This window comes from Arthrobacter sp. D1-17, assembly GCF_054130535.1.
The window spans coordinates 270058-291397 of the sequence record NZ_CP096382.1 but is presented as its reverse complement, the minus strand read 5'-3'; the positions used below and the strand labels follow the sequence as shown (position 1 = coordinate 291397).

18 protein-coding genes, 1 tRNA gene and 1 pseudogene are annotated in these 21340 nt (G+C 64.7%); 11 read left to right on the top strand and 9 right to left on the bottom strand.

The window, feature by feature from the left end:
* Nucleotides 1-93 precede the first annotated feature (93 nt).
* Genes mnhG through M1E01_RS01280 form a run of 6 tightly spaced genes read right to left on the bottom strand, consistent with a single transcriptional unit; the run spans nucleotide 94 to nucleotide 6645 of the window.
* Nucleotides 94-495: a monovalent cation/H(+) antiporter subunit G gene (mnhG, locus tag M1E01_RS01305; protein ID WP_457973317.1), complete on the bottom strand. Its 402-nt coding sequence runs from the start codon at nucleotides 493-495 to the stop codon at nucleotides 94-96.
* Nucleotides 485-763, bottom strand: a complete 279-nt coding sequence (locus tag M1E01_RS01300; protein ID WP_457973316.1) for a monovalent cation/H+ antiporter complex subunit F — start codon at nucleotides 761-763, stop codon at nucleotides 485-487. Before M1E01_RS01300 ends, mnhG begins: the two co-directional genes overlap by 11 nt.
* The gene (locus M1E01_RS01295) at nucleotides 760-1323 is read right to left on the bottom strand and encodes a Na+/H+ antiporter subunit E (protein ID WP_457973315.1); all 564 of its coding nucleotides are present in this window, start codon (nucleotides 1321-1323) and stop codon (nucleotides 760-762) included. The genes M1E01_RS01300 and M1E01_RS01295 overlap by 4 nt, the downstream gene beginning before the upstream one ends.
* Nucleotides 1320-2954 carry a Na+/H+ antiporter subunit D gene (locus M1E01_RS01290; RefSeq protein ID WP_457973314.1) on the bottom strand — a complete coding sequence of 545 codons (1635 nt, stop codon included), beginning with the start codon at nucleotides 2952-2954 and terminating at the stop codon, nucleotides 1320-1322. The genes M1E01_RS01295 and M1E01_RS01290 overlap by 4 nt, the downstream gene beginning before the upstream one ends.
* Entirely contained in the window at nucleotides 2951-3559 is a 609-nt protein-coding gene (locus tag M1E01_RS01285; protein WP_457973313.1) for a Na(+)/H(+) antiporter subunit C, read from the bottom strand. Before M1E01_RS01285 ends, M1E01_RS01290 begins: the two co-directional genes overlap by 4 nt.
* Entirely contained in the window at nucleotides 3556-6645 is a 3090-nt protein-coding gene (locus M1E01_RS01280; RefSeq protein WP_457973312.1) for a Na+/H+ antiporter subunit A, read from the bottom strand. The genes M1E01_RS01285 and M1E01_RS01280 overlap by 4 nt, the downstream gene beginning before the upstream one ends.
* A gap of 195 nt (nucleotides 6646-6840) precedes the next feature.
* Here M1E01_RS01280 and M1E01_RS01275 point away from each other — a divergent pair, with 195 nt between their 5' ends.
* The 3 genes from M1E01_RS01275 (at nucleotide 6841) to M1E01_RS01265 (ending at nucleotide 10052) form a co-directional block, all read left to right on the top strand.
* The gene (locus M1E01_RS01275; protein ID WP_457973311.1) at nucleotides 6841-8244 is read left to right on the top strand and encodes an MFS transporter; all 1404 of its coding nucleotides are present in this window, start codon (nucleotides 6841-6843) and stop codon (nucleotides 8242-8244) included.
* 135 nt (nucleotides 8245-8379) lie between these two features.
* On the top strand, nucleotides 8380-8862 hold the full coding sequence (locus M1E01_RS01270; RefSeq protein WP_457973310.1) for a cation:proton antiporter regulatory subunit: 483 nt from the start codon (nucleotides 8380-8382) through the stop codon (nucleotides 8860-8862).
* Between the two features lie 5 nt (nucleotides 8863-8867).
* Complete coding sequence (locus M1E01_RS01265) at nucleotides 8868-10052, top strand: cation:proton antiporter (RefSeq protein ID WP_457973309.1); 1185 nt, start codon at nucleotides 8868-8870, stop codon at nucleotides 10050-10052.
* A 65-nt stretch (nucleotides 10053-10117) separates the two neighbouring features.
* Here the strand turns inward: M1E01_RS01265 and dcd are convergent, their stop codons facing one another.
* On the bottom strand, nucleotides 10118-10693 hold the full coding sequence (dcd, locus tag M1E01_RS01260; RefSeq protein WP_457973308.1) for a dCTP deaminase: 576 nt from the start codon (nucleotides 10691-10693) through the stop codon (nucleotides 10118-10120).
* A 203-nt stretch (nucleotides 10694-10896) separates the two neighbouring features.
* Between dcd and M1E01_RS01255 the strand changes: the two genes are divergently transcribed.
* From M1E01_RS01255 to M1E01_RS01235, 5 genes and pseudogenes are all read left to right on the top strand, one after another.
* Nucleotides 10897-10970 (top strand) — tRNA-Gly (locus tag M1E01_RS01255).
* Between the two features lie 110 nt (nucleotides 10971-11080).
* Nucleotides 11081-11227 (top strand): hypothetical protein, encoded by a 147-nt coding sequence (locus M1E01_RS01250; RefSeq protein WP_457973307.1) that lies wholly within the window; start codon nucleotides 11081-11083, stop codon nucleotides 11225-11227.
* Nucleotides 11224-12387, top strand: coding sequence for a N(5)-(carboxyethyl)ornithine synthase (locus M1E01_RS01245; protein WP_457973306.1), 1164 nt, complete (start codon nucleotides 11224-11226; stop codon nucleotides 12385-12387). Before M1E01_RS01250 ends, M1E01_RS01245 begins: the two co-directional genes overlap by 4 nt.
* Nucleotides 12388-12574: 187 nt before the next feature.
* Nucleotides 12575-12889: pseudogene (locus M1E01_RS01240) on the top strand (LysR substrate-binding domain-containing protein); the annotation flags it as partial.
* A gap of 156 nt (nucleotides 12890-13045) precedes the next feature.
* On the top strand, nucleotides 13046-13300 hold the full coding sequence (locus tag M1E01_RS01235; protein WP_457973305.1) for a hypothetical protein: 255 nt from the start codon (nucleotides 13046-13048) through the stop codon (nucleotides 13298-13300).
* A gap of 133 nt (nucleotides 13301-13433) precedes the next feature.
* On the opposite strand, the gene M1E01_RS01230 is transcribed toward M1E01_RS01235, so the two are convergent.
* Together M1E01_RS01230 and M1E01_RS01225 are read right to left on the bottom strand one after the other, a co-directional pair.
* The gene (locus M1E01_RS01230) at nucleotides 13434-16970 is read right to left on the bottom strand and encodes a bifunctional proline dehydrogenase/L-glutamate gamma-semialdehyde dehydrogenase (RefSeq protein WP_457973304.1); all 3537 of its coding nucleotides are present in this window, start codon (nucleotides 16968-16970) and stop codon (nucleotides 13434-13436) included.
* Between the two features lie 253 nt (nucleotides 16971-17223).
* Complete coding sequence (locus tag M1E01_RS01225) at nucleotides 17224-18684, bottom strand: amino acid permease (RefSeq protein WP_457973303.1); 1461 nt, start codon at nucleotides 18682-18684, stop codon at nucleotides 17224-17226.
* 155 nt (nucleotides 18685-18839) lie between these two features.
* Here M1E01_RS01225 and M1E01_RS01220 point away from each other — a divergent pair, with 155 nt between their 5' ends.
* The 3 genes from M1E01_RS01220 to M1E01_RS01210 all read left to right on the top strand — a co-directional run bounded on the left by M1E01_RS01220 (nucleotide 18840) and on the right by M1E01_RS01210 (nucleotide 21334).
* Complete coding sequence (locus M1E01_RS01220; protein WP_457973302.1) at nucleotides 18840-19772, top strand: LysR substrate-binding domain-containing protein; 933 nt, start codon at nucleotides 18840-18842, stop codon at nucleotides 19770-19772.
* Nucleotides 19773-19825: 53 nt separating this feature from the next.
* Nucleotides 19826-20254, top strand: a complete 429-nt coding sequence (gene panD / locus M1E01_RS01215; protein WP_457973301.1) for an aspartate 1-decarboxylase — start codon at nucleotides 19826-19828, stop codon at nucleotides 20252-20254.
* 153 nt (nucleotides 20255-20407) lie between these two features.
* Entirely contained in the window at nucleotides 20408-21334 is a 927-nt protein-coding gene (locus tag M1E01_RS01210) for an AEC family transporter (RefSeq protein ID WP_457974823.1), read from the top strand.
* Nucleotides 21335-21340 lie beyond the last annotated feature (6 nt).

The following is a 21340-nucleotide window of genomic DNA, read 5'->3' as shown; positions in this document are numbered from 1 at the left end:
AAGCTCAGGGAATCCTGCCCTGACCCCCGGCGGACTGCGGAAATCTTCACAGGAAGTTGAGCAAACTCCCGGCGGGCGCCACGGCTGCGGCGGTCAGCGTCCGCCGTCTGAATCCCGTTCCCTGGCTGCCTCAGCGGCCTTCACCACGACGGCTTCCAGCTCGTCGGTGCTCAGCAGCTCCTTGTGGAGGTGCTTGGTGCGGTAGCCCGCGCGGCCGACCATGTGCGCAGACACCGGTACCGTCAGCAGCTGGAAGATCCAGGCCACCAGCAGCACCGGCCATACCCACCAGGTGCGCATCTGCAGTCCCAAAGCCGCCAGGAGCAGGAACAGCCCGAGCACCTGCGGCTTGGTGGCGGCGTGCATCCGGCTCATCAGGTCCGGGAACCGCAGCAGGCCAATTGCTGCGGCCAGGGACATCACAGCCCCCACGATCATGAAGACGGCGGACACTGCATCGATCATGGTATCCACTGCATTTGGGTCAGGACTCACTGGGCTGCTCCCGCCTGTCCGCTACGAAGCGCGCCACGGTCACCGAGCCGATGAATCCGATGACGGACACGGCCACCAGCAGCATCAGATTGTTCAGATGCCTGTTCACGGCCATATCAATGCACAGCGCGGCACCGAGGATGGCCAACAGCACGTCGGCGGCGAGCACGCGGTCCAGCAGCGACGGGCCGCGGGCGATGCGCACAATCGCACCCGCGGCGGCGAGGGACAGCACCACAGCGGTGACCGTCAGCACGAATTGCATCATGCGCCTGTCTCCTGGCTCAGTACTGTCTCCTGATTCAATGCTGCGAGTTCTTCTTTCGTTCCCATGACGCGGATCAGCCCGGCCTCCGTGTCGCGCACTTCCTTTCGGAGCTTCAGCACATCGTCCGCATTCCGCACATTGAGTCCGTGGATGTAGAGCGTCGAGGTCGACCTGTCCACCTCCACCACGAGCGAGCCCGGGATCAGGGAGATCACGTGTCCTGTTGCGGTCACCATCAGATCTGAATGGCTCCGGAGCGGGACGGCGACGACGGCGTTGGTCACCTTGGGCCCCCGCGCGACAGCAAGGTAGAAAACCTGGAAGCTGGCAAGCACCACCTTGCCAATGAACTGCAGGGCAAACGGGATGGCCCGGAGGACGCTGAAGCGTCCGCTGAGCTCCACGGGCGGCAGGTAGAAGAGGCGGGCCACCACTACGGCGAGCATCGTGCCGAACAACAGGTTGCCCGGGCTGAAATCCTGCCAGAGGGCACCCCAGACAATGACGAGCCATACGAGCAGCGGCAGTTCCTGCCGCACGGAAATTCGTCTCCGGCTCATTTCCCTCCACCGCCCGGTGAGCCAGCTTCAGCTGTGCTGCCGTTCAGCGTCAGCTCCGGGACCGTTGCCTGCTGGCCGAGCACGGCGTGGATGTACGCGGACCTGTCAAGCATGGCTTCTGCGGACTGTCCGGCCACCCTGAACAGCGGGCCCGCAAAAACCGTGAGGGCCACGCCCAGCAGCACGAGCCCCAGCGTGGAACCCACCATGGTCCGGGGCAGCAGAATCATGCCCCGCTTGCCTGCCCGGAGGCCTGCCGGGGAATCCTTGGCCTCGGCGAGCAGCACGGGAGCGGGATGCTCTGCGTCCTCGGGCTTCCGCCAGAACGCGCGGTTCCACACGCGTGCCACGGCCAGCAGCGTCAGCAGGCTGGTCAGCACCCCGCCGATCACCAGGGCATACGCCAGGGGCGTCCCGAGCTGGACCCCGGCCTGCAGCAGGCCAAGCTTCCCGAGGAAACCGGAGAACGGAGGAATGCCGGCCAGGTTCATGGCGGGGACGAAGAACAGCAGCGCCAGGATCGGGGAGAGCTTGGCCAGCCCTGCCACCCGGTCCATGGAGGAACTTCCGCCGCGGCGCTCAATCAGGCCGGTCACCAGGAAGAGGCTGGTCTGGATGGTGATGTGGTGCGCCACGTAGAACACGGCAGCGGCGAGCCCTGCCGCCGAGGACATGGCCAGCCCGAAGACCATGTATCCGATGTGGCTGACGAGGGTGAAGGAGAGCAGGCGCTTGATGTCACTCTGGGCCAGTGCGCCGAGGATTCCCACCACCATGGTCAGCAGGGCGGCGATCATCAGCGGAGTGTTCAGCGAATCACCCGGGAACAGCAGCGTCTCGGTGCGCACCATGGCATATACGCCCACCTTGGTCAGCAGGCCGGCGAACACGGCCGTGACGGGGGCCGGTGCGGTGGGATAGGAGTCAGGCAGCCAGAACGAAAGCGGGAATACGGCGGCCTTGATGCCGAAGGCCACCAGCAACATGACGTGCAGCAGCGTCTTGGTGCCCTGGTCCAGCTCGGCCAGCTTGATGGCCAGATCCGCCATGTTGATAGTGCCCGTGGCGCCATAGATCATCGCAATGGCAATGAGGAACAACACGGAGGAAACCACGGACACCACCACGTAGGTGACGCCCGCCCGGATCCTGGGGCCGGTCCCGGCCAGGGTCATCAGCACATAGCTGGCTGTCAGAAGGATCTCAAAGCCGACGTACAGGTTGAACAGGTCACCCGACAGGAAGGCGTTGGAGACCCCGGCGACCAGGATCAGATAGGTGGGGTGAAAGACCGACAGCGGTGCGTCGTGATCGCCGTCGGCCATGCCCTGCCCGGTCGCGTAAACGAGCACGGCGAGGCTGACGGCAGAGGAAACCACCAGCATCAGTGAGGAGAACTGGTCTACCACCAGGACGATTCCCCAGGGCGGCAGCCAGCCGCCGATGTTGACCGCCTCGGTGCCGCCGCCCCACACGGAGGCGAGCAGCAGGCACTCGAGCAGCAGGGTCAGGGACAGCAGGGCGATGCTCACCACGCGCTGTGCCCGGGAATGCCGGATCAGCACGAAGGTCAGGGCGGCCCCCAGGATGGGAAGAACGACGGCGAGCGGGGCCAGGGCAGCGAGGCTCACTTTCCGCCTCCTTCCGGGGTGGTGTCGATGTTGGCGGAACCGGGTTTCTCTTCATGCACCGCGGTCTCGCCAGGGATTGCCCGGCCGCCAGCCGGGACAGTGGCAGGAAGTCCAGACGGGGACCTGTCCCGGACGAAAGCATCGGGGGCAGGGGAATCTGACACTTCGGTGCCGTCAGCGCCGAGCATGGTGAGCGGGAATTCGGAGGTCTCGGCCGGGATCACGGCGTCGTCCTCGGCGTCGAAACTCGGGGTGGCCGCCACGCGGCGGTCTTCGAGGTCGTCCTGGATTTCGTCCTGGCGGGCCAGCACCCAGGTCCGGTAGATGATGCCGAGCATGAACGCTGTGACGGCGAAGGAGATCACGATGGAGGTCAGGATCAGCGCCTGCGGCAGCGGATCGTTGTAGGCGCCCGGGTCCGTTTCCTTGCTGAACAACGGGGCCAGCCCCGCGTAGCCGCCTGTGGCCAGAATCAGCAGGTTGGTGGCGTTGGCCAGCAGCATCAGCCCAAGCAGCACGCGCGTTAGGCTGCGTTCGAGGATCAGGTAGATGCCGCACGCGTACAGGGCACCCATCACTGTCAGAAGGGTGAGGTTTACGCTCATGCCTGGCCCCTTCCGGCGGTTTCAGCGGGTATGCCGCCGGACATCTGAGCCCCGGACAGCGGACTGCCGGACACCTCAACCCCCGACAACTTGGTATCGGACGGCCGGCCGCCGGACGGAGTTTGGGGCTGTTCTTCGAAGTGCTCATCAATTTCAGCCCCGAGGGTGCGCAGGACGTCGAGCACCAGCCCTACGACCACGATGTACACGCCGATGTCGAAGATCGTGGACGTGACGAACTTGATGTCCCCGAAAACCGGCAGCCAGAACTCTACGATCGCGCTTTGGAACACCTGGCCGCCGAACAGCAGGGGTGCCACGCCGGTGGCAGCCGCCGCCGCCAGACCGATGCCCAGCAGGGTTCCGGCGCTGATGGGGGTGGCCTCGCGGAGTTCATAGCGGCCGCCGGCGAGGTACCGGACGGTGAGAGCCAGCCCTGCCATGAGCCCGCCGGCGAACCCCCCGCCGGGGAAGTTGTGCCCGGCCAGCAGCAGGTACAGCGAGAAGATGATCATGGAGTGGAAGATCAGCCGCGTGATCACTTCAAAGATGATGGAGCGCCGCTCCGGAGCCAGCGTTCTGCCGGCCACCAGCCAGGCATCGCGGTTGGCGGTGGCGAACTTGCGGGCCAGCGCGAGGGCGGCGCCGTCCCGCGAGGACTTGTCCACTCCCCTGCGCCGGCCCACGGTGCCCTCAGCCACTGTGGAGGACACCTTGATGCCGTCGCCGCGGCCACGGATGAAGATGAGGCTGGCCACGCCCGTGGCGGCGAGCGCGAGCACGGCGATCTCGCCGAAGGTGTCCCACGCGCGGATGTCCACGAGCGTAACGTTGACGATGTTCAGCCCGCCCCCGCCCTCATAGGCGAGTTTCGGGAACTCCAGGGACACCGGAGTGGCAATGCGCGCACCCATGGCGTGGATCGCGGCGAAAACCATCGTGGTACCGAAAGCCAGCCCGATGATGACACGGACCACCCGGTACTTGCCGCCCGTTCTGTCCCGAAGTTCGGCTGGAAGGCTGCGCATGGCCAGCACGAACGCCACGAGGATGATGGTTTCAACCAGCATCTGGGTCAGCGCCAGGTCCGGGGCGCCCTGCAGGGCGAACATCAGGGCGATCCCGTAGCCGGTCACGGACACCATGAGCACAGCCAGGAACCGCTTGTTGGCACGGACGGCTGCCAGCGCACCGATCACAATTCCCGCACCCGCTACAGCCTGCAGCGGAGAAGAAGGATCGATGAAGTACAGCCCCTCGGGCAGTGGTTTCCCTGCAGTAACCAGCGCGGCCAGGGGAAGCACGAAGGCGACGGTCAGGATGACGGCCAGGTAGAAGTACAGCGAACCGCGCTGGGTGCGGCCCGTTAGCCAGACGGCGACGTCGTCAAGGGCGCCGATGGTCAGCCGGTAGCCGCGGTCGGCGTCGATCCAGTCGGGGACGAGGGCCTGGGCTCGGGCCACCGCTCCGCGGGCGAGGAACATGGCCATACCGAGGGCGAACGTGACGGCGGTCAGCCCGAGGGCCGGGGTAAATCCGTGCCACAGCGCCAGGTGCCCGGCGGCACCAGCGCCAGTTCCGCCGTCGGACGCGGTGAAGAGGGCAGCGTAAGGCTGAACCCAGCCATCCACCGGCACCGGCCACAGACCGTAGAGGATGGTCAGGAAGCTCAAAACTGCGGGCGCCGCCAGGAAGGACGGCCTGATGGCCTTGAAGGGTGTTCGGTCCACGCCCGGCTTCACGGCGAAGGCTCCCCAGAGGAACCTGGCACTGTAGGCGAAGGTCAGCACGGATCCGATCACGATACCGGCCAGGATCACCGATCCCCAGGGCCCGTAGCCCGGCTCGCCGGCGAAGTGGACGAAAGCCTCGAGCACCGATTCCTTGGCCACAAAGCCGCCCAGCAGCGGGATGCCCGCCATGGATGCCGCACCGATGCCGGCGACGATGCCGAGGGCGCGGGAGGACTGGAAGACACCGGAGAGTTCGCGGATGTCGCGGGTGCCGGCCTGGTGGTCGATGATTCCCACCACGAGGAAGAGCGTTGCCTTGAACAGGCCGTGGGCCAGCAGCATGGCAAGGCCTGCGAGCGCCGCGTCCGGCTTGCCGAGGCCGACCACCATGGTGAGGAAACCGAGCTGGCTGACGGTGCCGTATGCCAGGATGAGCTTGATGTCGGTCTGCCGGAGGGCCCGGTAGCCGCCGACGAGCATGGTGGCCAGGCCCAGACCCAAGACCATGGGCAGCCAGTACGCCGTCTCCGTGAAGCCGGGCGCCAGCCGCGCCACGATGTAGACACCGGCTTTCACCATTGCGGCTGCGTGGAGGTAGGCGCTTACGGGAGTGGGAGCGGCCATGGCCCCGGGCAGCCAGAAATGGAACGGAACCAGCGCCGACTTGGTCACCGCGCCGACCAGGATCAGCACGACGGCGGCGCTTACGGCGCCTGCAGCCGGGCCGGCGTTCAATTCGGGCGCCTGTTCGAGGATGGCCGAGATGCGGTAAGTGCCGGCGGCGGAGCCGAGCATGATCAGGCCAATGAGCATGGCCAGCCCGCCGGCCGTGGTGACCATGAGCGCCTGCAGGGCCGAGCGGCGCGCGGCGAGCCGGGTTCTGGCGTAGCCGATCAGCAGGTAGGACAGGACTGTAGTGAGTTCCCAGAAGATGAACAGCAGCAGCAGGTCATCCGCCGTGACCAGGCCGAACATCGCGCCGGCAAACGCGAGCAGCTGGGCGCCGAAGCCCCCGAGGTGGTCGTCCTTGTCCTTGAAATACCGGGCGCAGTACACCAGGACAAGGGCACCCACGCCGAGCACCAGCAAGCACATGACCCAGGCCAGTGCGTCCAGGCGGAAGGCGAACTCAATGCCGAGGTTAGGGATCCAGGGCGTGACTTCGCTGGCCTGACCGCCACCTGGATTGCCGTGCGGACCTGCGGAATAGACCGCGCCGTGCTGGAGCAGCAGCCAGATGAAAGACCCGGCAGGAACTGCGGCCAGCCCGTAAAACGAGCTCCGGCCGAATTTCCGGAAGATGAACGGCGCCACAGCAGCAACCGCAAAGTGCACGGCAAGGACTGTGATCACTGTATTCTCCGCAAATTCTGGAATTCGATTATCAAAAGTTGGAGCAGGCGGCTAAATCGTTTGGGTTCAGTCTCGACAGTTTATCAAGGGGGCACTGACACTTTTTCCCTTGGGGCCGGTTGCTGGAGTAGGATTCCCCGAATCTCCGCAGGACTATTCGCTCCCTGTTCGCCGCGGGCGGATAGCATCGGCCTTATGAACTCCGCCACCGTGCCCGAGGCCATGCAGCCGTCGTCGGAACTCGAGGCCGGGGAAACGCCCTCAAATAAGGGGCGCATCCTCGCCTGGGCTGCCTGGGACTGGGGGTCTGCAGCCTTCAACGCCGTCATGACCACGTTCGTTTTCACTGTCTATCTGACCTCCGACGCATTCGGCGGCGAAGACCACGCCTCGGCTGTGCTCGGTGCGGCATTGGCCATCGCCGGCGCCGCGATCGCGCTGCTGGCGCCGGTCACGGGGCAGCGCTCGGATACCGGCGGAAGGCGGAAGCTGTGGCTGGGAGTGAACAGCGTCGTCGTCGCGGTTCTGACTGCACTGTGCTTTTTCGTGTTTCCCCGCCCCGAGTTTTTGCTGGTCGGGGTTTCGCTGATTGCGCTGGCCAATGTCTTTTTCGAGTTCGCCGGGGTGAATTACAACGCCATGCTGGCCCAGATCTCCACCCCGCGGAATATCGGGAAGGTGAGCGGTTTCGGCTGGGGCATGGGATATCTCGGCGGCATTGTTGCACTACTGATTGTGCTCCAGCTCTTCATCCAGCCCCGGTTCGAGTGGTTTGGCGCCTCCACCCAGGACGGACTGAACATCCGTCTGGTGGCGGTGTTCTCGGCCTTGTGGTTCTTCATCTTCGCGCTGCCGGTCATGTTCGCAGTGCCCGAACTGGCCCGGCCCCGGCGCACGGTGAAGGCGGGCATCCTCGCCTCCTACCGGCTATTGGCCCGCCGCATCAAGGCAATTTACCGGACCAGCCCGCACACCATTTACTTCCTGCTGGCCAGCGCCATCTTCCGTGACGGCCTGGCCGCCGTGTTTACTTTCGGCGGCATTATCGCCGCAGGGACGTTCGGCTTCGAGCTTTCACAGGTGATCTTCTTCGCCATCTTCGGCAACATTGTGGCGGCGGTCGGGGCAATCATCGGGGGGTTCCTGGACGACAGGATCGGCCCGAAGGCGGTGATCATCGGATCGCTAGTCGGCCTGCTTGTGGCCGGGACCGTGATCCTGGTGCTCGGCAACGGCGACTACGTCTTTTTCGGCACGGCCTGGGCGGGCAGCACCACCTTCTGGGTGTTCGGACTGTTCCTCTGCCTGTTCGTGGGGCCGGCGCAGTCATCCTCCCGGGCTTATCTCGCCCGGCTGGCTCCGCAGGGTGAATCGGGCGAGCTCTTCGGCCTGTACGCTACCACCGGCCGCGCCGTCAGCTTCCTGGCGCCTGCGCTCTTCACGCTGTGCATCGCCGTGGCCACCCCTCTCGTGGCGGAAGGGGAAGCGCAGCGCTGGGGCATCCTCGGGATCATGGTGGTGCTCCTGGCCGGGCTGCTGGTCCTGCTTCCCGTCAAGGCACCCGGCGAAGCCCGGATCGCCGTCATCCCCGCCTCCTAGCGCGAACGGACACTTGAGCCCCCCGCCCCGCCCACACCTCCCCGACCCGCACCCTTGGCGCGAACGGACACTTGAGGCCCCGTTTCGCAGCGCAAACAGGGCCCTAACTGTCCGTTCGCGGACTAGTCTGATCTTATGAACGTGGAAGAGACGGACCTCCCCGGTCTTGGCAGGCGCAAGGACTTCATGACGGCCTCCGGCCGGAGGATCGGCGTGGTGGAACTGCGCGAGGGCCAGACGGAACTGTTTGTTTCCACGTGGGACGACCCGGACACGTGCCAGGCATCGATCCCCCTGACCGGTGATGAAGCGGCCACCCTGGGAAATCTGCTGGGCGGGCAGCATCTGGCCATGAAACTTACCGAGGCACATAAAGAGGTTCCCGGGATCGTCACGAGGCAGTTCTCGATCGCTCCGGACTCGCCGTTCCAGAACCAGCCCATGGGCAAGGCGTGCATCCGCACCCGGTGCGGCGTTTCGATCGTCGCGATCATGCGCGAAGGCGAGGTAGTCCCCTCGCCGGGGCCCGACGTCGTTCTTCACGCCGGCGACCTCCTTGTCGCGGTGGGAACACAAGAAGGGCTCGATACGGCAGCCGATATTCTCCGCAACGGCTGACCGCGATGGATGAGCTGGCCCTGACCCTCATTGAACTGGGGGCCGTCGTGTTCTGTCTGGGCCTGCTGGCGCGGCTCGCCGGACGGATCAACATGTCGCCCATCCCGTTGTACCTCGTGGGAGGCCTGTTCTTCGGCGCCGGCGGCCTCATGAAGCTGGAGGGCATCCAGAGCTTCGCCCATCTGTCCGCTGAGATCGGCGTGATCCTGCTGCTGTTGATGTTGGGGCTGGAATATTCAGCGCCGGAGCTGGTCACCGGCATGCGCCGCTCCTGGCAGGGCGGCGTGCTTGACCTTGTCCTGAATTTCCTTCCCGGGGCCGGCATCGCCGTATTGCTGGGATGGGGCCCGGTAGGCGCAATGGTGATGGGGGGAATCACCTACATCTCCTCGTCCGGCATAGCGGCCAAGGTCATCACCGACCTTGGCCGCATCGGCAACAGGGAAACGCCCGTTGTGCTCTCGATCCTGGTGTTCGAGGACCTCACCATGGCCCTGTACCTGCCGATTCTCACAGCAACACTCGCCGGGATTAGCTTCCTCGAGGGCCTGCTGACCGTCGGCGTTTCACTTGCGGTGGTGACGGTGGTGCTGGCGGTCGCGCTCCGGCACGGCCACCAGGTTTCAAAGGGCTTGCACAGCGAAAATTCCGAGGTCTTTCTGCTCAATCTGCTGGGCGCCGCGCTTCTGGTCTCAGGTCTGGCACAGGCGCTGCAGGTTTCGGCCGCTGTGGGTGCCTTCATGCTCGGCATTGCGATCTCAGGAGCCACAGCCCATAGCGCCACCCGGATCCTCGAACCGTTGCGTGACCTGTTTGCCGCCATCTTTTTCGTGGCATTCGGGCTGAACACCGATCCTGCATCCATCCCTCCCGTCCTTGCCTGGGCGGTCGTCCTGGCCGTGGTCACCACCGTCACAAAAATAATCACCGGGGTGTGGGCGGCCAAAAGGGCCGGCATCGCACGGCGCGGCCGCTTCCGTGCGGGAGCGGCCCTCGTGGCCCGCGGCGAGTTCTCGATCGTCATCGCCGGGCTGGCTGTCGCGTCGGGCGCGGTCTCCGTGGAACTGGCGGCGCTCGCCACGGCCTATGTCCTGCTGATGGCCATCACCGGCCCGCTCGCAGCCCGCTATGTGGAGCCTGTGCTCGCGAGGTTCACCCGCCCGGCAGCCCCCGAACCTGTGCGCGCGTAACCGAACCCGTGCACGTCTGACCGGTCGTCACGACCGGTCGTTATGACCGGTCATTGTGCCGCGGACTAGATGTCGGTGCGGTGGAAGTTGAGGTGGCTGCGGCTTGCGGTGGGTCCGCGCTGGCCCTGGTAGCGGTTGCCGTATGCGCCCGAGCCGTAGGGGTATTCCGCGGCCGAGGTCAGCCGGAAGAAGCAGAGCTGGCCGATCTTCATGCCAGGCCATAGCTTGATAGGCAGGGTTGCCATGTTGGACAGCTCGAGGGTGACGTGGCCGGAGAAACCGGGGTCGATGAAACCCGCGGTCGAGTGTGTGAGAAGACCAAGGCGGCCGAGGGAGGACTTGCCTTCGAGGCGGGCCGCGATGTCGTCGGGCAGCGTGACGGTCTCATAGGTGGAACCGAGCACGAATTCACCAGGGTGCAGGATGAACGGCTCGCCTTCCTCCACCTCCACCAGGCGGGTCAGCTCGGGCTGCTCCTCGGCCGGGTCGATGTGCGCGTACTTGTGGTTGTCGAACAGCCTGAAGAAGCGGTCTATCCTGACATCAACGGAGGACGGCTGCACCATCACAGAGTCGTACGGGTCCAGGACGATCCGTTCGGAATCAATTTCGGCACGAATGTCGCGGTCAGAGATCAGCACGCCTTCAAAAATAGCATCTGGGAGCTGGCCGTCACCGCCGCGTCCCGGCCGGAGCCCCTCAGATGCGAGGCAGGAGCTCCTCAAATGCCGGGCGGGCGCAACAAGCGCCACAGCAGTAACAGGGAAGAACACGCAGCCGAAGTTGGGCGGAGCCGCTCCGCAACTGCGCTAAGCTAGTTTTGCCCCGGCGGAATCCGGTGCATGCGGCTGTAGCTCAATGGTAGAGCGCTAGCTTCCCAAGCTCGATACGCGGGTTCGATTCCCGTCAGCCGCTCCATTGTTGCCATCGCGGCCGCAGGCCCCGGACCCCCACACCAGAAGCGGGTTAGGTCGCTACCTGTATCGTCAGAAGTCAGGAACCTCTGCGGTTCCGCTACAGGAGCAGACATGGCTGACAAGTCCCCCCGTCAAACAGCATCCAAGAAATCCGGCAAATCCATCAAGGAAAAGCGCGCCGACAAAAGGGCAGCCGAAGCGCCTGCCAGCTCACTGGACAAGACGAGCGCGAAACCGATGCCGGCAAAGAAGAAGTGACCGGCTCGTCGAACCACCTCACCCTGGGGATTGTTTCCTCCTCCCGCAAACCCGACGAGCGCCGCCTGGCCCTGCACCCCCGTCACCTTGAACGGATAGCACCCGAGCTGCGCCAGCGCATGATCCTAGAGCGCGGCTACGGCGAGCGCTTCGGCTTTTCCGACGCGCGGCTGGCCGTGCTGGTGGGCAGCCTGGCCAGCCGCGATGAGCTGTTGGCGAAAGCCGACGTCGTTCTGCTGCCCAAGCCGCAGCCGCAGGATCTCGCCGAGCTCCGCGATGGCCAGACCCTGTGGGGGTGGCCGCATTGTGTCCAGGACCGTGCCATCACACAGCTGGCTATCGACAAGAAACTCACTCTCATCGCTTTCGAGGCTATGAACCACTGGGCCAGCGACGGCGGCTTCGGCCTCCACGTGTTCCACAAGAACAACGAACTCGCGGGCTATTGCTCGGTGATCCACTCCCTTGCCCTGACCGGCTCCACCGGTGACTACGGCCGCCGGCTCAGCGCCGTGGTGATTGGCTTCGGTGCCACGGCGCGCGGCGCAGTTACCGCCCTGAACGCGCACGGCATCCACGACGTCCAGGTCCTCACCAACCGGGGCGTGGCCGCGGTGGGGTCTCCCATCCACTCGGTGCGGATCACGCAATTCGATCACGATGACCAGGCGCCCTTCCTCAGCCAGGTGATCACCGAGCGCGGACGAGTACCCTTGGCACCGTTCCTCGCCGAAAGCGACATCGTGGTGAACTGCACCTTGCAGGACCCGAACAATCCACTGACGTACCTGCAGGCCGACGACCTGGCGTTGTTCAGGCCGGGCAGCCTCATCGTGGACGTCTCCTGCGACGAGGGCATGGGTTTCAGCTGGGCCAAGACCACCACGTTCACAAACCCGATATTTACCGTGGGCGACAACATCGATTACTACGCGGTGGACCACAGCCCGTCCTACCTGTGGGACTCCTCCAGCTGGGAAATCAGCGAGGCACTCCTGCCGTTCCTGGAGACCGTGATGTCCGGACCGGCGGCCTGGGACGGCAACGAGACCATCAGCCGTGCCATCGAAATCCGGGACGGCGTGGTACTCAACGAGGACGTATTGAAGTTCCAGGGGCGCGGGGCCAAGCACCCGCATCCGGTACTGGCGGCAAGCTAGCGGATCCGGATCACAGGGGGCGAGGAAGCAGGGCTAGGCAGGCGCCCGCTGCACAACCCGCAGCGGGCGCCGCCGGTCCCGGAAGTCCACCTTGAGCGTCAGCTGGCCCCGGCGGGCAAGCACGACGGCGACTGTCGCCGCCGGCGAGGGCGGGCACCCCGCCCGCCACTAGCAGTGCGGCACGGGCATCCACATGCCGTCCCCGAGCCTTAGCCGCAAACTCGCGATCGATGCCCTCGAAGCGGCCGGACGGACCTGGCGGATCACCTGCACCACAAAGCAGATCAGCGGCGTGCTCGCAGCCGTCCGCGCGGGTATCGGCATCGCCGTCATGCCGTCATCGCTGGTGCCGGACGGCCTGAAGATCATCACCCGCCGCTTCGGGTTGCCACCGGTGGGTGATGTGGATTTCACCCTGATCCGGAACCCGTTGGCGAACGCAGAGGTCGTTGACGCCCTGACCGAAGCCATCATGGGGAGGACGATAAAGAAGCAGGTTTGAAGCCTGCCCCACCCGGGTACGGGGCAGAAAATCATTGATAACCGTTCGCAGCCGTCCTATGCTGTGACTGTTGGAGGTCATGCAGCGGCTGATGACAGCGAATTGATGACGAACATATCCTGCAACGAAGCGGGCATTGTTCGGGATAGGCACGCCGTGACCACAGCCGCAAACCGCCATTTCCCCCGCCATTCCATGACAGTGGACTCCGCCTACGTCGCCAAGCCTAACTGCGACAAGTGCGGAACCGACGAGTTCATTTACCTTGAGTCTTTTGTCCCGCCCAAGTACCGCCACGACGGCACCGTCAGAACACTGGGCGAAGTCGCATACACCTGTACCCGGTGCGAAGAGTTTTCCGCCCATAACGTTCCCTCATCCTGGGCACCGCCCGGTTGGTACTTGGGCTAGCTAATTTCGGGGCTTTGTGCGGGTCTCACCCTTTATCGCAGAGGCAAACGAAAAACTGGCGGGCACCGGATGGTGCCCGCCAGTTTCCTGTGCGGCCTCGTGTTCGCCCTGCCGCCGCCTGGCCCGCCGCCGCTTAGATCAGCGAATCGGACAGATGGTTGGGCGTTCCGAAGCGGTGTGCGGTGATGCTGACAGCCTGCTCGTGCAGGAAGGGCAGCAGTTCAACGCGGCCTGCTTCAGTGACCTCGTGCGGGTAGATGGCGATGTCAGGGCGGCCGCCGGTTGCCTCGGCGAGGTCAGCGGCGGAACCGCCGATCAGGCGGATGCGGCCGTTGGACAGTTTGCCGGCGGCAGCGAGCCGGCCGGCGGAGGCCAGCCACGCGGCGTCGTCCTCCACCGTGACATGGATGTCCAGTCCGGTCAGCACCGCACGCAGCTGGGCCGGGAGCCCGACGCCGGTGGAGACGGTCAGCCGTGAACCGGCCAGTACGCCGGCGGCTACTGTACGGACGAGGGCACGGAGGGATTCGCCGTCGGAAAGCCGGATGGTGACCGGAAGGTTGCGGTACCGGAAGATGTTGCGCTCGGCACTCAGCCCCGACACGTCCTTGGTCACACCGAATTCACCTGCCCAGGCCACGGCGTCCGAGCCGACGGAGCGCTGCAGCGTTTCCAGTTCTGCGGAGTCGAGCTCACCCTGCACGGCGTTGACGAGCCGCTGCACGCCGGGGTGCGTGGCAAGTGCCGCTGCACCCTCTGCGCTTTCCTTGCTCGTCCAGTCGCCCAGGCCGACGAGGTAGTTCGGGCCGCCTGCCTTGGTGCCGGCACCGACGGCAGACTTCTTCCAGCCGCCGAAGGGCTGGCGCTGCACGATGGCACCGGTGATGCCGCGGTTCACGTAGAGGTTGCCGGCCTGGATGCTGTCCAGCCAAATGCCGAGTTCTTCAGTGTTGAGCGAGTGCAGGCCCGCGGTGAGGCCATACTCGATCTGGTTCTGGATGGCGATGGCCTCTTCGAGGGTGTCCGCCGTCATGACGCCGAGCACGGGCCCGAAGAATTCAGTCAGGTGGTAGTAGGAACCGCGCTTGACGCCGTAGCGCACGCCCGGGCTCCACAGCCGGCCGGTGTCATCGAGCTTCTTGGGCTCGACGGCCCAGTTTTCGCCCTCGCCCAAGGTGGTGAGCGCGTTGAGGAGCTTGCCGTTGGCGGGCTCGATGATCGGGCCCATCTGGCTCGTAGGGTCTTCGGGGTAGCCGACCTTCAGCGAGGTGACGGCGTCGATCAGCTGGTTGCGGAAGCGCTTGGACTTGGCGACCGAGCCCACAAGTATCACCAGGGAGGCCGCGGAGCACTTCTGTCCGGCGTGGCCGAAGGCCGAGTAGGCAACATCCTTCGCGGCGAGGTCGAGGTCAGCGCTCGGCGTGACGATAATGGCGTTCTTGCCGCTGGTCTCCGCGAGCAGCGGCAGGTCCTTGCGGAAGGAGCGGAACAGCTCAGCGGTCTCGTAACCGCCGGTCAGGATCACGCGGTCCACGGCCGGGTGGGCGATCAGCTGCTTGCCGAGCTCCCGCTCGCCGAGCTGGACCATGGTCAGCACGTGGCGGGGCACGCCGGCCTCCCACAGCGCCTCGATCATCACGGCGCCGCTGCGCTTTGCCTGCTTGGCGGGCTTGACGACGACGGCGGACCCTGCGGCAAGTGCCGCCAGGACGGAGCCGGCGGGAATGGCCACCGGGAAGTTCCACGGCGGGGTCACGACGGTGAGCTTGGCTGGAATGAAGGCGGCACCGTCGACGTCGTCCAGCTTGCGGGCGGACTCGGCGTAGTAGTGCGCGAAGTCAACGGCCTCGCTGACCTCCGGGTCGCCCTGGTCCAGGGTTTTGCCCGTTTCGCTGGCCATGACCTCGAGGAGGCAGGCACGGCGTGCTTCCAGGACGTCACCGGCGCGGTGCAGAATTTCTGCTCGTTCGGCGCCGGACAGCGCGCCCCAGGCCTTGCCCTTTTCGACGGCGGTTTCAATGACCGTGTTCAGGGTGCCGGCGTCGGTGATCATGGCAGCCTCGACGGATGCGTTCCCCAAGGTGGACGTGGGAACGCGATCCAGGATGGCCCGGCCCCAGTCGCGGTTGGCGGGCAGGGAAGGGTCGGTGTCCGCGGTGTTCTCGAAGTGGTCGTGCGGCATGGGCACGGGCGGGAGGTTGCGGTTCTGCTGGCGGTTTGGCGCCGGCACGGACTCGTCGAGGTCCTCCAGCGACCGCAGGAACCGGTCCTCTTCACGGGCGAACAGTGCTTCGTTCTCGCTGAGCTCGAACACGGCAGACATGAAGTTTTCCTGGCTCGCGCCCTCTTCGAGGCGGCGGATCAGGTAAGCGATAGCGACGTCGAACTCGGCAGGGTGCACCACCGGTGTGTAGAGCAGCAGGGAACCGACGTCCTTCTTCACGGCCTCGGCCTGGCCCTGGGCCATACCCAGCAGCATCTCGAACTCGATGCCGGATTCCACGCCGCGCTTCTTGGCCAGCAGCCATGCGAATGCGATGTCGAAGAGGTTGTGGCCGGCCACGCCGATGCGGATGTTGCGGATCCGGTCCGGGTGCAGCGAGTAGTTGATGACACGCTTGTAGTTGGTGTCCGAGTCCTGCTTGGTGCCCCAGGTGGCCAGCGGCCAGTCATGAAGGGAAGCTTCGACCTGTTCCATGGGCAGGTTCGCGCCCTTGACCACGCGGACCTTGATGCCGGCGCCGCCCTTTGCGCGGCGGGCTGCGGCCCAGTCCTGCAGCCGGATCATGGCGTCGAGGGCGTCCGGGAGGTAGGCCTGCAGCACGATGCCGGCCTCGAGGTTGTTGAACTCGGGCTTATCCAGAATCCTGGTGAAGACCGCAATGGTCATGTCCAGGTCCTTGTATTCCTCCATGTCCAGGTTGATGAACTTCGCCTTCTGCCCGGCAGCGCCGTAGGACGCCGCCTTGGCGAACAGCGGAGTGAGCTTCTCGACGACATGCTCCACGGCCTCATCAAAAGCCCAGGGGGAGTGCGGCGCCACAGTGGAGGAAACCTTGATGGAGACGTAGTCCACGTCCGGGCGGGCCAGCAGGGTGTGGGTTCCTTCGAGCCGGCGGGACGCCTCGTGCTCGCCGAGAACAGCCTCGCCGAGCAGGTTCACGTTCAGGTTGATGCCGTCCTTGCGGATCTTGGCGATGGCCGGGCCCAGCTTGGCGTCCGTGGCGTCAACGATGAGGTGGCCCACCATTTCGCGCAGGACCTTGCGGGCCACCGGGATGACAACCTGCGGCAGGACCGGGGCCATGAGGCCGCCCACCTGCACTGCACGGCGCATGTACCAGGGCAGGAAGGCGGGAACCTTCGGTGCGAGTTCCGCGAGGTTGCGGGCGGCGACCTTGAGGTCTTCGGGGCGGACCACGCCGTCCACGAAGCCAACTGTGAACTCCAGTCCGTTCGGGTCCTTCAGGACACCGGCGAGCTGCTCCGCGGAAGCGTCGGCGGGGATCTTGGCGGCCTCGGTGAGCCAGTGGCGTACGAGCGCGACGGTTTCGCCGGCGAGCGCGGTGGCTTCGGCGACGCTGGCGCCGTCCGGCAGGGAGGCAACGGCGCCGGTTTCAGCGGCGTCCTTGCCTGCAAAAACGCGGTGATCCGTAGCTGTTTGGGTCATGGCTTGTGCCCGTTCTTTCCGTGAGTAGTGACCTCTTATTCATCAGTATGACCCTCCGTTCACTTAAGATAAAGCGACCTTTTCCGAGCAATACACGTTAGGAAAACCGAATAGTCTGGGACCTCTGCAAACGCCCGACAATCTCCCGCCGCAGAGCCGACGCTCTCTCACTTTTTGCCGAAAAACAACGGACCCTCTCTCACCGGGTGAAAGAGGGTCCGCCAAGACTGGACGATAAGTGGGAGAGCGTGGGTTACACGGGAGTGTGCATCTCCACTGCTTCGTCATGCCGTGGGCTGTTCGGGTTCATCAGGGAATGCCTGCGGCCATAGGCGAAGTAAATCACCAGGCCAATGACGAGCCAGATGCCGAAGCGCATCCACGTCTCCCAGTGGAGTTGGAACATGAGGAAGGCTGACGCCAGGACGCCGAAGGCCGGAACCAGGGGCATCAGCGGCAGGCGGAACTCGCGGGGAGCGTCAGGCCTCTTGTAGCGGAAGATGATGACCGCCAGGCAGACCACCACGAAGGCGGCAAGGATACCAATGTTGGTCAAGTCCGCCACCGCCTTGATCGGGAAGACGCCCGCCAGCAGAGCGGAGCCGATGCCCGCGATCCATGTCACGCGCTGGGGCGTGCCGTGACTGTCCGTCTTGGAAAACCAGCCGGGAAGCAGGCCGTCGCGGCTCATGGAGAACCATACGCGGGTGACGCCCAAGAGGAAGGTCAGCATGACTGTGAGGATGGACAGCACAGCAAAGATCGAAATTATGGTGGCGATGACCGGCAGGCCCACTCCGGTGAAGGCCGAGGCGAAGCCGGCAGTCGGATCTATATCGCGGTAGTTCTGCATGCCGGTCAGAACCAGCGTGGCGGCAACGTACAGCAACATGGCGATAATGAGGGAAAGAATGATGGCCTTGGGCATGTGCTTCTTGCCGTCCGTTGCCTCTTCCGCTGCCGTACTCATGGCGTCGTAGCCGAAGACGGCAAAGAATACGGTGGCAGCGCCGGCAAAGACCGGGCCTATGCCGCTGGGCATGAACGGGTTGTAGTTATCGGGGTTGATGTAGAAGACACCGAGACCGATGATGAACAGGATCAGGATCACCTTGATCGCCACGGCCACGAGTTCGAACCGCCCAAAGGCCTTCGTGCCGCGCGAGAGGATCCACGTGACCAGCAGGCAGACCAGGATGGCGGGGATGTTGACGATGCCGCCCTTGCCTTCATCCGGAGTCGACGTCATCCAGACTGGCATATGGATGCCGATGCCGGAGAGGAAGGCATCGAAGTAGCCGGAGATGCCGATGGCCACCACGGCGACGATGGCAATGTATTCCAGCAGGAGGTCCCAGCCGATGAACCAGCCGATGATTTCACCCATGGCCACGTAGCCGTACGTGTAGGCGGAGCCAGCGCGGGGGATCATCCCTGCGAACTCGGCGTAGGACAAGGCGGCGGCGGCTGACGCCAAGCCGGCAATCAGGAAGGAAAACAGGACCGCGGGACCGACGCCCGGGGTGGTTTCGCTGCCGTGGGCTACGAGTCCCGCCAGCGAAAAGATGCCGACGCCGATAATGCCGCCGACTCCGATCGCTGTTAGCTGCCACAGGCCGAGGGACTTGAAGAGGCCGCTGTGCTTGTTCTCGACGTCAATGTCTTCAATGGGCTTGCGCCTCAGGATCGACTGGGTGGGATCTTTGCTTGTCATGCGGATAACTCCTGCGTAGATGCGGCCCACCATCCGCCCTGTGATGGGGGTAACTCAGATTAGTATGCAAGTATCATTGCATTAGATAAAGTGAATACTTCTAACGAGTATTCGTTAGTCCATCCACTCATTCATCTCAATCAAAGGAGCAGCCAGTGCTCGATGTACGTCGCCTGCGACTGCTCCGCGAGCTGAAAATCCGGGGAACCCTCGCAGAGGTGGCCGCAGCCCTGCAGTACAGCCCGTCCTCAGTCTCCCAGCAATTGGCCCTTCTTGAGAAGGAAGTGGGCGTGGAACTGCTAAGGAAAACCGGACGGAAAGTCCAGCTGACGCCGCAGGCGGAGGTCCTGGTCAGCCACACCGCCCAGCTGCTCGAGACGCTGGAGCAGGCGGAAGCTGACCTGGCCGCCTCCCTCACCACCGTGTCCGGCACGGTCCGGATCGCCGTCTTCCAGTCGGCAGCGCTCGCCCTCATGCCGGAAACCCTGACCCGCATGGCAGCGACCTATCCGGAAGTCCGGATTGAAATGACGCAGCGGGAGCCGGAAACGGCGCTGCACGAAACGTGGGCCCGGGACTTCGACATCGTCATCGCAGAGCAGTATCCGGGGCACGCCGCTCCCCGCTATCCGGAGCTGGACCGGATCCGGCTTACCACCGATGCCATCCGTCTGGCGGTTCCTCCCGCATCAGATGCAGGGCCGGCCATCACGTCACTGGCGGACACGGCGGAGATGGCATGGGTCATGGAGCCGCGTGGCGCCGCTTCACGTCATTGGGCGGAACAGGCCTGCAGGAGTGCCGGGTTCGAGCCCGACGTGCGTTTCGAGACCGCCGATCTCCAGGCGCAAATCCGGTTGATCGAATCCGGAAACGCCGTGGGCCTCATGCCTGATCTCGTCTGGACGGGACGCGGCACCACCGCGGAGCTGATTGAACTGCCTCAGAAGCCGCACAGGACGGTGTTCACTTCGGTGCGCCGCTCAAGCGCCCGGCGCCCGGCCATTCTCGCTGCCCGTGAGATCCTGGCGGCCACCGCCTCTTCCATAGCGGCGTCTAAGGACCACGAGATGGAAGCGCCCGCGTAGTGTTCCGTGGCTCACAGCCAGAGCATTGACCCTGGCGTTAGACTGGTTCCGTTATGAATCGCACAATGTTCAAGTCCAAAATCCACCGCGCCACAGTCACGCACGCGGACCTGCATTACGTGGGCTCCGTCACCGTGGACTTGGACCTGCTGGATGCTGCCGATATCCTGCCCGGCGAGCTCGTAGCCATTGTGGACGTCACCAACGGTGCCCGCCTCGAGACCTACACCATCGCCGGTGAGCGCGGCTCGGGCGTGATCGGGATCAACGGCCCGGCAGCACATCTCGTGCAGGAAAACGACATCGTTATCCTCATCACCTACGCGGAGATGACCACGGAGGAAGCCAAGGCCTACGAGCCGAAGGTGGTCCACGTGGATAAGGACAACCGCGTCATCCAGTTGGGCAATGACCCCGCCGAAGGGCTTACTCCCGGTCTTATGCGCCCGCCGTTCGCGCTGAACAAGGCCACCCTGAGCTGAATCAGCTCCCGGTCACCTGCCAGCAACACGGACAGAGCAGGCCGCCCGCTCAGCGAGATTCCTGCCACAAGCCCGTCCGTGGCTGAATAAATATGATTAGGCTGGGACGGTGGAAACCGCCCCTTGTACATCCGAACCCTCAGTGACGGCCGGATGCTAGGCGTTCTTGCGGGCTTCTTCGTGGTCTGGTCCATCATTCTGGTGGGCATGTTCGTTGGCCGCAGGGACATTCTTGGCGACAACGCGCGCCAGGTCCTGAGCGGGCTGACCTTCTTTGTGGCCAGTCCGGCGCTGCTTTTCGAGACCCTGAGCAAAGCGCGGTTCCAGGACGTTTTTGCTGCTCCGTTGCTGGTCGCCGCGGTGGGCGCCGCCGCCACCGCCGTCATTTTCTTCGTCATCGTCAAGTTCCTGCTCAAGCGCAGCATGCCGGAATCTCTCATGTCATCGATGAGCGCTTCCCTCGCCAACTCCGCCAACCTCGGCATCCCCATTGCCGTGTACGTGCTGGGCGATGCGAGCCATGTTGCGCCCCTCCTTATCTTTCAGCTGGCGTTTTTCACACCGCTGTTCCTCATGGCGCTCGATGCGACGACCAGCAAGCACCGCACCACACCGCTGCGGTTCATCCTCATGATCCTGAAAAACCCCATGATCGTGGGTTCTGCGCTAGGCCTTGTGGTGGCCGGAACCGGCTGGCAGGTACCGGAGCTGATCCTGCAGCCGATCCACCTGATTGGCGGAGCCGCCATCCCCGCCATGCTGATGGCCTTTGGTATGAGCCTGAACGGGTCCCGCCCCCTGCAGGCCGCTGCCGGGCGCCGGCTTGATACCCTGTTGGCGAGCGCCTTTAAGCTCATCGTCCACCCGGCGATCGCCTACGTCTTTGCGCGGTTCGCGCTCGGTATGGAGGGCGCGGCGCTCTTCGCTGTCGTCGTGACGTCATCTCTGCCGACGGCGCAGAACGTGTTCGTGGCTGCCAGCCGCTACCGCACGGGCATCACCGTCGCCAAGGACACCGTGCTGATCACCACAGTTGTGGCCGTTCCGGCCATGATCGGCGTGGCATTGCTGCTGACGTGACGTCCG